Origin of the sequence: Bacillus sp. C30 (assembly GCF_040838255.1) — a bacterium.
Taxonomy (GTDB): Bacteria; Bacillota; Bacilli; order Bacillales; family Bacillaceae_G; genus Bacillus_A; species Bacillus_A mycoides.
Window position 1 is genome coordinate 1 of sequence record NZ_JBFPJH010000116.1, and the last position, 9,671, is coordinate 9,671.

13 protein-coding genes are annotated in these 9,671 nt (G+C 35.2%); 5 read left to right on the forward strand and 8 right to left on the reverse strand.

Going from position 1 to position 9,671, the window contains the following annotated elements; all coding sequences use genetic code 11:
- Positions 1–127: 127 nt before the first annotated feature.
- Entirely contained in the window at positions 128–277 is a 150-nt protein-coding gene (gene sspO / locus AB3X49_RS12800) for a small acid-soluble spore protein SspO (protein ID WP_002033549.1), read from the forward strand.
- Between the two features lie 37 nt (positions 278–314).
- Here sspO and pdaB read toward each other — a convergent pair whose 3' ends face one another.
- Both pdaB and AB3X49_RS12810 read right to left on the reverse strand, forming a co-directional pair.
- Positions 315–1,040: a polysaccharide deacetylase family sporulation protein PdaB gene (gene pdaB / locus AB3X49_RS12805; protein ID WP_002066634.1), complete on the reverse strand. Its 726-nt coding sequence runs from the start codon at positions 1,038–1,040 to the stop codon at positions 315–317.
- Positions 1,041–1,086: 46 nt separating this feature from the next.
- Positions 1,087–1,350 (reverse strand): hypothetical protein, encoded by a 264-nt coding sequence (locus tag AB3X49_RS12810; RefSeq protein ID WP_002014282.1) that lies wholly within the window; start codon positions 1,348–1,350, stop codon positions 1,087–1,089.
- Positions 1,351–1,471: 121 nt separating this feature from the next.
- Between AB3X49_RS12810 and AB3X49_RS12815 the strand changes: the two genes are divergently transcribed.
- Together AB3X49_RS12815 and AB3X49_RS12820 are read left to right on the forward strand one after the other, a co-directional pair.
- The gene (locus AB3X49_RS12815; protein ID WP_002014281.1) at positions 1,472–1,615 is read left to right on the forward strand and encodes a small acid-soluble spore protein P; all 144 of its coding nucleotides are present in this window, start codon (positions 1,472–1,474) and stop codon (positions 1,613–1,615) included.
- Positions 1,616–1,740: 125 nt separating this feature from the next.
- A complete protein-coding gene (locus AB3X49_RS12820; RefSeq protein WP_002087791.1) occupies positions 1,741–2,121 on the forward strand; it encodes an Hsp20/alpha crystallin family protein in 381 nt (126 codons plus the stop codon).
- A gap of 58 nt (positions 2,122–2,179) precedes the next feature.
- Here the strand turns inward: AB3X49_RS12820 and AB3X49_RS12825 are convergent, their stop codons facing one another.
- Positions 2,180–3,418 carry an MDR family MFS transporter gene (locus AB3X49_RS12825; protein WP_002192727.1) on the reverse strand — a complete coding sequence of 413 codons (1,239 nt, stop codon included), beginning with the start codon at positions 3,416–3,418 and terminating at the stop codon, positions 2,180–2,182.
- Between the two features lie 84 nt (positions 3,419–3,502).
- Positions 3,503–3,895, reverse strand: coding sequence for a hypothetical protein (locus AB3X49_RS12830; RefSeq protein ID WP_002137716.1), 393 nt, complete (start codon positions 3,893–3,895; stop codon positions 3,503–3,505).
- Positions 3,896–4,028: 133 nt separating this feature from the next.
- Between AB3X49_RS12830 and AB3X49_RS12835 the strand changes: the two genes are divergently transcribed.
- Complete coding sequence (locus tag AB3X49_RS12835; RefSeq protein WP_328027100.1) at positions 4,029–5,231, forward strand: alanyl-tRNA editing protein; 1,203 nt, start codon at positions 4,029–4,031, stop codon at positions 5,229–5,231.
- Positions 5,232–5,273: 42 nt separating this feature from the next.
- Here AB3X49_RS12835 and AB3X49_RS12840 read toward each other — a convergent pair whose 3' ends face one another.
- Entirely contained in the window at positions 5,274–5,717 is a 444-nt protein-coding gene (locus AB3X49_RS12840; RefSeq protein WP_002128512.1) for an NUDIX hydrolase, read from the reverse strand.
- Positions 5,718–5,821: 104 nt separating this feature from the next.
- On the opposite strand from AB3X49_RS12840, the gene AB3X49_RS12845 reads away from it, so the two are divergent.
- Entirely contained in the window at positions 5,822–6,403 is a 582-nt protein-coding gene (locus tag AB3X49_RS12845) for a DUF6434 domain-containing protein (protein ID WP_367962491.1), read from the forward strand.
- Between the two features lie 7 nt (positions 6,404–6,410).
- Here the strand turns inward: AB3X49_RS12845 and AB3X49_RS12850 are convergent, their stop codons facing one another.
- The 3 genes from AB3X49_RS12850 to AB3X49_RS12860 form a co-directional block, all read right to left on the reverse strand.
- The gene (locus AB3X49_RS12850) at positions 6,411–7,508 is read right to left on the reverse strand and encodes an acetyl-CoA C-acyltransferase (RefSeq protein WP_002192725.1); all 1,098 of its coding nucleotides are present in this window, start codon (positions 7,506–7,508) and stop codon (positions 6,411–6,413) included.
- Positions 7,501–8,964 carry an acyl-CoA synthetase gene (locus AB3X49_RS12855; RefSeq protein WP_367962494.1) on the reverse strand — a complete coding sequence of 488 codons (1,464 nt, stop codon included), beginning with the start codon at positions 8,962–8,964 and terminating at the stop codon, positions 7,501–7,503. The genes AB3X49_RS12850 and AB3X49_RS12855 overlap by 8 nt, the downstream gene beginning before the upstream one ends.
- A 65-nt stretch (positions 8,965–9,029) precedes the next feature.
- Positions 9,030–9,605, reverse strand: coding sequence for a biotin transporter BioY (locus tag AB3X49_RS12860; RefSeq protein ID WP_367962495.1), 576 nt, complete (start codon positions 9,603–9,605; stop codon positions 9,030–9,032).
- Positions 9,606–9,671 lie beyond the last annotated feature (66 nt).

Consider the following 9,671-nt stretch of genomic DNA (forward strand, 5'->3'; position numbering starts at 1 on the left):
GTGTCCATGCTCTTTATTAATACTATTACTATAAAGTAAAGCACTCTTTCAGTGTTTTACTTTACGTTCATATATGCTATGAACGACTCATGGTTCGTCTATAAAAAACATTATAGAGGTGAGAAAAATGGGTAAAAGAAAAGCCAATCATATTATTTCAGGAATGAATGCTGCATCCGCCCAAGGGCAAGGAACTGGCTATAATGAAGAGTTCGCAAATGAACCTTTAACTCCAGCAGAGCGACAAAATAATAAGAAACGAAAAAAGAATCAGTAACGAAAAATCCCAAAAGGTATACCTTTTGGGATTTTCTCTAATGTTTATAACGTAACAACTCCGAAACTGTTACAAATCGATAACCCTGCTTTTTCAGTTCAGGTAAAATTTTTGCTAATGCCGCCACTGTTTGACTACGATCACTTCCTCCATCGTGCAACAGTACAATATCTCCACTTTTAGCATTTTTCACAACATGATTTACTATGGATTCTGTACCCGGATTCGCCCAATCACGAGGGTCTTGATGCCATGACCATAGAACAATTTGATACCCAGCTTTTTTTGCCGTAGTAAATACAGCATCATTAATATATCCACCTGGCGGACGGAACAATAAAGGTTCTTTCACCCATTTTTCAAAATATTTCTTTCCATTTAAAATATCATGTTCTAATTTTTCATCTGATGAATTACTCGCATACAAATGATTCATCGTATGATTTCCGATTTCATGCCCTTCTTTCAACACTTGCTTTACTAAGTACGGATTACGCTGAACTCGAAAGCCAATCATAAAAAAAGTCGCTTCCGCTTTATATTGACGTAATAACTCTAATACTTGCGGTGTATAAGTTGGGTCCGGTCCATCATCAAATGTAATTGCGATAATTTTTTCATTATTTGGCACTTCCCATGTTACATAGCCAGTTGGCTCTAGCTCTTTTCTTAACAACATTTTAGCTTCCACTTTGTCCACTTGAAATATATGTACTGCACAAATTAAAGAAAAAATTGATAGAATAATTTTTCGTTTCAGCATAGTAGCACTAAAAGTAATGAGGTTGTTGAATTCACAACAACCTTTTTCACTTTTCTATTTGATCTACATTTCGCATAATATTTTGGAGATTACTTTCATATTGCTCAAGTTGTGGACGCTGCGTTTCTGATGCTACTTCAAGTGCATTTTGAATCTGTTCGTACGCCTCTTGCACTTCTTGGCGTAACTCTTTTAAATCATGGCCGTAATTCGGGTCATTTTTCACAATATTATTGAATATATTTTCCGCTTGAACAACCCCTTGCTGCGCAGCCTGAAAAGCCTGTTGCTTATCTTTATGATATGGCATAACACTTTCCCCTTCCTATATGAGTTAGTCCTACTTATCTTTACCCGTTTCTCAAAAAACATTCTCGTATAAATTCGCAAACTTCTCTCATTCTAAATAGGGAGAGGAGGTGTAAAATACAATGGGTAAAAACAATAATCAATCTAATCGTCAAAACGAGAAAAAAGGGCAATCTTCTGGACAGCCCGAACCTTTAAGTGGATCTCACAAAGTTAAAAATCGTAACCATTCACGTCAAAAAAATCATGCACATCATGATATGTAAAGCAAAAGTATTCACACACACTGTATCTTTCACATAAAATGTTTATATTTTTCTATTTGTTCTTCACCTCTATTTCATTCATGCATAACATAGTATGAATTGAGATTTTACGGAGGGTGTCTTTCATGGGCAAGAAAAAGAAGGATTGTCTTTTTCATGTTGATGGTTTCGAAGAATGGATGGATCAATTTTGTTCTGATTCTTGTAGTAACTTTAGTTTTCCAAATCAAATTCATATTGACCTTTGTGAAACAGAACAAGAATACATTTTGGAAACAGATGTACCAAATGCAACTGCACAAAATGTACTCATTAAAAAGATGGAGACAGGCCTAAACATTTGTATACTTTATAAAAACACTTCTTTACAGCGGATTGTTCCTTTACCTACTAATATCATTTATAACAAGATGCTAGCCTGTTTAGAGAATGGATATTTAGCCATTCATATTTCCAAAAACGAAGTTGCCAATAAACATGAAAAGAAAGTTCTTTTTTCAAATTAAGGATTACTATAAACACAAACATGAGCCCGAGCAACCTTTTAATTTGCTCGGGCTCATGTTATTTCGCATGTATTTCTATTTTAGAATTTCTAATATATCTTTTTTTCATTAAACCTTTTGTCACTAAAAGAACTGGGAACGCTATGCTTGAAAATATAGCTAATATTAAAAATACTATAAAGCCATTTTGATATCCATAATGATCGAGAAGTATCCCGCCAAACCAAGGACCAATTACTACTCCAATTCCTGAAAAGCCCATAGCTCCAAAATATGTCCCTTTCAAATGTGAAACAGCTATCTCATCAATAAATACATCTGTCATTGAAAACATTAATACTTCTCCGAATGTAAAAATAATTGTACATATAGCAGCCCCTAACATAGATTCTACTAGTCCAAATCCAAACAATCCCCCGCTCACAAATAACGTTCCAACCATAATAGATGCTAACGGCGTATATTTTTTACACATTTGAATAACAGGGTATTGAATAACCACTACTGTAACCGCATTTAAAGTTAGCATATATGAGAACAACTTTACTCCATCTTGAAATATATGTGCGTTTGCAAAATATTGAGATAGTGTCGTCGTTAAATGTGAAAAACCACTATTACTCAAAATGATTCCGACTAAAGCAACTAAAAATACTATGTCTTTTCGCAAAATCCGAACCGCACTTAACATTGTGACCGGATTTTCTGTAGTTACTTTCTTATTATCAAGTGGATATTTCTTAAATTGAAACGCTAATATAACTGTATATAAAATGTACACTCCAGCGGCTACTAAAAAAGGAATCGTTGATTTTGCACTTCCAATCTGTAATCCAACAAGTGGACCCATCGCTACTCCAACATTTATTGCACCGTAACGCAAATTATATACGAGTAAACGATACTCTGGTTTCGTTAAATCTGATAATAAAGCTCTTGATGTCGGTTCAAAAAAAGAACGACATAATCCATTCAAAGCGTTTAATAGAAAGAAACTCAAAACATGATCTGCAACTGAAAATCCTATAAATACAAACACCCAAACAATCATGGACCATATTATAATCATCTTTCGACCAAATCGATCCGATAAATTGCCTCCAATAAAACTAGCTAACACTCCAACAAGCGCACTCGTTCCAATGATAGCACCGGTCATTCCAGCCGATACGTCTTTAACAGTCGTTAAATAAATCGCTAAAAAAGGAATGCTCATTGAAGTTGCAAACCTAGCAAATAATGTCCCTATAATGATACTCATTCCAAGTGGATGAATATTTTGTAACTTCCCCTTCATCTTTAAACCTACTCTCCCTTTTCTTACATAAAAAAAGAAAGCAAAGGATCTGCTTTCTTTTTCCTTTTTCTATACTTGAGATGTTTATACCCGAGCTGTTCTCGTTATTTCCATATCAATTCCGTATGTAAACTGTAGTTCTTTACAAACATCTTTAATCAAAATAGCTACATTATACTTTTCATTAAATTCTAAAACAATGCTTTCTACTTCTTCATATGTATACTTATATTCGCCAGTAATTACACTTTTTAAATCAAAGCATTCATTAATACAAAGCTGGACGAGTAATTGTTCATACTTCTCTATGACATCTTCTTTTTTCCAAAGTAACTCCTTTACATATAACCGATCAAATTTCACACTTTCTCGATTACAATCCGTTAAAATCCGGGTCATCTCATTTAATTCTCGATATAATTCGGAAATATTTCTGCTTAAACTAAGCAACTTATCTACGCCGTTTTCATATGGCATTTTCATTCCCCCCCGCATTTTCTTCTTATTATAGCAAGAAAATTCTAAAAAAAGTTTCTTTCTTCTGAAATATTAGGAAACTAATTTCAATTGCTTTACAATGAAACTAGCTAACACGAAAGGGGAAAGAAAATTGGAGAAAAAATTATATTACATCGACGCTTATAAGAAAGACTTTACTACTAAAGTTATAAAACAAGAGCATGATACAGAAGGAAACTTATATGTTGTCTTAAATGAAACTGCATTTTATCCAACAGGCGGCGGACAACCACATGACACTGGAACTTTAAATGGTATTCCGGTAATTAACGTTGAAGAAGTAAATGGAGAAATTCGTCATTTCATCATAGAACAATTACATACAGAAGAAGTAGAGGGTAAAATAGATTGGGAGCGCCGTTTTGACCATATGCAACAACATACGGCTCAGCACATTTTATCCGCTGCTTTTTGGGATCACTTTAACATACCGACGATCGGGTTCCATCTTGGAAAAGAAACTATAACCATTGATTTAGAAACTGCCAATCTTTCTACAGAAACTGTTGAGAAGGCCGCACAAATTGCTAATCAAATTGTTTTTGAAAACCACCCTATTCGTATTAAATGGATGAACTTAGAAGAGGCCAAAGCATTACCCCTTCGCAAAGAACCAACTATGACAGAAAATATACGCGTTGTTATTATCGCAAATTATGATTACAACGGCTGTGGCGGAACGCATCCGAAACACACTGGTGAAGTAGGTCCTATTCAAGTACTAGGATGGGAGCGCAATAAAGGTGGTATACGCTTAACATTTATAGCTGGTTGGCGTTCTCTTAAATTAATGGGACAACATCAACAAATATTAACCGATGTTTCTAAGCAATTGAACAGTAGCGAAACTGATATTCCAGCAAAAGTAGCACAACTTCTTACCTCTCAAAAAGAAAACGAAAAGGCAATACAAGCAATGAATGAAAAACTATTATTTGTAGAAGCAAATGAACTATTACAACAATCGGAAGAAATACATGCTGGAACACTTATCTCTCGAGCATTTACAAATCGCTCTATGCAAGAAGTCGCAAAACTAGCTGCCATTATTACAGAACAACAAGAACACGCAATTACATACTTCGTTATTGAAAATGAGGACAAATTACAATGTATTCTTGCTTGTGGTAAAGCAGTGACACTCGATATGAATGCTCTTTTAAAAGATGCCCTCCCTTCTATTGAAGGAAAAGGCGGAGGAAATAAAAAGAGTGCTCGTGGCGGTGGGAAAGCAATTATGAGTAGAGATGAGTTTTTAAATCAACTTGTTTCTTCTTTACAGTCAGCAGTGTAAAACATGTTTATGAAGGGTAGCTAACGGCTATCCTTCAATTATTTACAGGCCTATATTTTGTTTCAAGCCTTGATAACTCCCTGCACTTGCAAAACCTTCACTTATAAGAGTTATAAAAGTTTCCGAAAAACCATAATGACTTAAGTCTTTAATCACTACCATTTGTACATCATGAATTGGATTAAGATCAAATTCATTAGAAGGTAGCGTAATTTCACCTTCAATCCTTTCAAGCAGAAACGTAATATGTAATAAAGATGGACTAGCATCTGGTTTATCACAAACATAGAGTAGCTTCTTAATTTTAACTTCTAATCCTGTTTCTTCTCTCATTTCTCGAATCATCGCTTCTTCTAACGTTTCACCATTCTCTACCCTTCCCCCAGGTAAAGACCAATTACGATTAGCAACTTTTTGCTTTACTAGCAATACTTTTTCATCTTCAATTAAAATTCCCGTAACACGAACTTGCATTACACTTTCCATATGTAATCTCCTCTTCCCGTTATATTTACAAATTAATCCTTCCACAAAAAGAACGTATGTTTTATAATTAAAGAAAATTATGGAAGAAAGAAGTTGTTACATCTATGCGTCCACCTTTAACAAAGTCTATATCACTTGAAGATTTCCAAAACTTTTATTGGTTAAAAGCAGAACTCCAAACATTTTGTCGTGAGCATGGTTTGTCAGCTAGTGGCTCTAAGATTGAAATAACCGAGCGTATCTCACATTATTTACATACTGGTAAAATATTAAAAAACAGCTCTAGTCAAAAGGTGAGTAAAGCTTCCCTCTCTTATAAAGAACTTTCTCTTCAAACGATTATTACTAACAATCACCGCTGTAGCGAAGATGTTCGTGATTTTTTCAAAGAAAAAATCGGAGCAAACTTCCGCTTTACAGTAGCTCTTCAAAAATTTTTTAAAGAGAATGTTGGAAAAACATATGAAGACGCGATAACGTTTTGGTATGAAGAAAACGAACGAAAAAAAGATCCTACATACAAAACAACTATCAGCGCGCAGTTTGAATACAATCGTTTCACTCGCGACTTTTTCGAAGATCCAAATAACAAAGGGAAATCAAAAGCTGATGCTATCGCTGCTTGGAATGAAATAAAAGCAAAACCTGGTAGTAATGCTTATGTTCCTCAAAAAGTAGAAAACTAGTCCCTTTCTAGTTTTCTACTTTCTCAAATAATAGCGCAAGCCCTATTCCACCACCAATTCCTAACGTCGTAATTCCATATTTCATATGCTCTCTTTGTGCTTGATAAAACAAACGTGTCACAAGCATAGCTCCAGATGCACCGTACGGATGACCGAGCGCAATTGCTCCACCATTTACATTTAATTTTTCAAAAGGAATTTGTAACTCCTTTGCACAAGCAACAATTTTTGAAGCAAATGCTTCATTTATTTCAAAATAATCGATGTCCTCTACTTTCATATTCATTTCGTTTAATAATTTGTTCACCGCAAATATCGGACCAGTCCCTGGAAGATTTGGATCCACGCCAACTACAGCACTACGAACGAAACGAAGAACTGGCTTGTACCCTAATTTCTGAGCTTGCCCCTCTTCCATTACAAGAACAGCACATGCTCCATCATTTACACCGCACGAATTACCTGCTGTTACCGTTCCATTTTGTAAAAATACAGGTTTCGTTCTCTTAATCATTCTTTCATAATTCATTTCCCGCTTTATAGATTCATCTAATAATCCATTAAAATAATGAGGTAATATCTCTTCTTGTATATATCCTTTTTCTAATGCTTGCAGCGTTCTTTTATAGCTAAGACAAGCATATTCATCTTGCATCTCTTTTGTTATGTTATATTGCTCTGCAACATACTCAGCCGCCAATCCCATATCTGGATCCCCAATTGTTTCAGGTGAAAACCGCGCTCTATTTTGAAAAGGTGACGTACTTGTACTCTCTACGCCCCCAGCAATATAACAATTACCTGCATCCCCTTGAATAAAATGACACGCAGTACGAATTGCTTCCAATCCAGCTCCGCATTGCCGGTCAATCGTTACACCAGGTATATGATAACCAAGCCCAGCTTCTAAAGCAGATAATCTTGCAACATTACCTCCCGGTCCAACAACATTCCCTAATATAACATCGTCTATTTCTCTCTCAATTCCTTTACTTAAAAACGTAAGAAGTGGTGCTGCTAATTGCTGAACTTCATAATCTTTCAACATCCCGTTTTTTTTACCAATAGGTGTTCTTTTCGCTTCTACAATAACCGCCCTATTCATATATCTTCTCCCGGTTTTCAATCATACTTTTTGCTGCATTGCGAGCTATTTTCCCGCTATTTGTATAAGGTATTTCATCAACAAAGTACCATTCTTTCGGTATTTTAAAAGATGATAATCGTTGTAAGCAAAAACTTTTTAATTGTTGCTTTGTAGCACTTCCTTTTACGATAGCGACAGGCTTTTCACCCCAGTAACTATCTTCTACACCAACCACAACTATTTCTTCAACAGCTGGATGTGTCTGTAATACCCTTTCTATTTCTTCTGGGAAAATATTGATTCCTCCAAATAAAATCATATTCTTCTCTCTACCAACAATATATATAAAGCCTTCTTCATCTTGGTAGCCCACATCCTGCACTGTCATCCAGCCACCTTCGGACAATTGCGGGATTATAGCTCCATCCGATACATAGCCCATAAAAAATTGATCACTTTTCACATACACAGTTCCTATCTCACCTGTCTGTACTTCTTCTCCTGCTTCATTACATATTCGAACTTGTACATTATGACAAGGTTTCCCTACTGAATTCGGTTTTCTTTCACTCTCTTCATCAACCAATGCCGTTACAAAGCTTAGCTCAGACGCACCATAAAACTCATATCTTTTTGCATAAGGAAACACATTCTTCATCTTCTCTTTTGCTTCAGCTTCCCATTTGGCTCCTGACGAAATAATTTTCATTTCACTTTCAATTACTTTATTTTCTTTATACAAAGACTCAAGCATTGTAGGAACTGTATACATTACAGAAATATTCTCTATCCTTATACTAGATAGCACTTGAACTGGTACAAACTTTCTCATTATGTGTACCGTTTGCCCTAAAAACAATGCACTTATTGCCCCGTATAAGAAAAGAGAATGAACAAGCGTCCCAGCTATTAAAATAGAATTTTCCTTTTTCATATGAAAGTCATGTACATTACAATCAAAACTATGTACCCACGACTGTTGAGCACGTAAAAACGCTTTTGCTTTTCCAGTCGATCCTGATGTAAATCCCATATAAAAAGGATCGTTTTGTACATTTTCTACAGAATGATATGCAGGAAGATAGTTCTCAATCATTTCTTTCCATTCTTCAATCTCAATAATCCTTCCTTCTTCGCACGATATATCACTAAGCCTATACTGCTCCGCCACAATAATATCCGGTTTACTAATCGCTATTCTTTCTTTAAGTTCATCTCGTTTCCATTTTATATCTAGCGGCACACAAACCCATCCAGCCATAGCGGAACCCGCAAATAGTTGTAAAAATTCCATACTATTCTCTAATAAAATTGCTATCGTTTTATTCTGCGATTCTTTTTCATTCAACCAGTTTGCTACTTTACACACTGACTCAAACCATTCTTTATATGTTAATACTCTATCATTTTCTTTAATCGCTATTTTATTTGGTTGTAAAGAGGCATACTTTTTATATTCTTTTGTAATCCCCATATGAGACGTCCTTTCTTTACAAAATAATAAAAAGAAACACGCAAGTAACGTGTTTCTCCTTTTTCTTACCCTGCATTTGTAATTTTTTTATTCTTCAAAGCAGGCGTAATAATATGTTTCAATGAGCGATGTAATCTTGTCACAAGAATCGCTGCTATAGTCGCCTTTATGCAATCACCTGGTAAAAATGCGACACTTACTTTCATCGTTTCCCATACGAAAATATCCATTACGAAAGCTTGGACAATGATACCAAATACATAAACTACGAAAATACCACCAATTATATTAATACATAATACCTTTATTATAGAAACTTCACGTAAACGCTCAATTAAATAACCAATGACAAACGCTCCAACGATATAACCAAGTAAATATCCTGCACTTGGCCCAACAAATACGCCTGGACCACCGCGTCCACCAGCAAGTAATGGTGCTCCAACTCCAACTATAAGTAAGAAAATAAGCTGACTTAACGCACCAAGACGTGATCCTAACAATCCACCAGCAAGCATAACACCGAGTGATTGTAATGTAATCGGAACTGGTGTAATAGCAAGAGCAATTGGGGGTATTAATCCTAACACTCCCATAATAGAACTAAATAAAGCGACGAAAACTAAGTTTTTTGTATTCATATTTGCTTCTCCTATTTGTAAACTTAAAATGATTTTTAGGTAACATATTATAGGCGTTATATTATC

Bases quoted from the DNA above. Each gene is read 5' to 3' on its own strand.
- sspO (WP_002033549.1), top strand. From the start codon at position 128: ATGGGTAAAAGAAAAGCCAATCATATTATTTCAGGAATGAATGCTGCA.
- pdaB (WP_002066634.1), bottom strand. From the start codon at position 1,040: ATGCTGAAACGAAAAATTATTCTATCAATTTTTTCTTTAATTTGTGCA.
- AB3X49_RS12810 (WP_002014282.1), bottom strand. From the start codon at position 1,350: ATGCCATATCATAAAGATAAGCAACAGGCTTTTCAGGCTGCGCAGCAA.
- AB3X49_RS12815 (WP_002014281.1), top strand. From the start codon at position 1,472: ATGGGTAAAAACAATAATCAATCTAATCGTCAAAACGAGAAAAAAGGG.
- AB3X49_RS12820 (WP_002087791.1), top strand. From the start codon at position 1,741: ATGGGCAAGAAAAAGAAGGATTGTCTTTTTCATGTTGATGGTTTCGAA.
- AB3X49_RS12825 (WP_002192727.1), bottom strand. From the start codon at position 3,418: ATGAAGGGGAAGTTACAAAATATTCATCCACTTGGAATGAGTATCATT.
- AB3X49_RS12830 (WP_002137716.1), bottom strand. From the start codon at position 3,895: ATGCCATATGAAAACGGCGTAGATAAGTTGCTTAGTTTAAGCAGAAAT.
- AB3X49_RS12840 (WP_002128512.1), bottom strand. From the start codon at position 5,717: ATGGAAAGTGTAATGCAAGTTCGTGTTACGGGAATTTTAATTGAAGAT.
- AB3X49_RS12845 (WP_367962491.1), top strand. From the start codon at position 5,822: ATGCGTCCACCTTTAACAAAGTCTATATCACTTGAAGATTTCCAAAAC.
- AB3X49_RS12850 (WP_002192725.1), bottom strand. From the start codon at position 7,508: ATGAATAGGGCGGTTATTGTAGAAGCGAAAAGAACACCTATTGGTAAA.
- AB3X49_RS12855 (WP_367962494.1), bottom strand. From the start codon at position 8,964: ATGGGGATTACAAAAGAATATAAAAAGTATGCCTCTTTACAACCAAAT.
- AB3X49_RS12860 (WP_367962495.1), bottom strand. From the start codon at position 9,605: ATGAATACAAAAAACTTAGTTTTCGTCGCTTTATTTAGTTCTATTATG.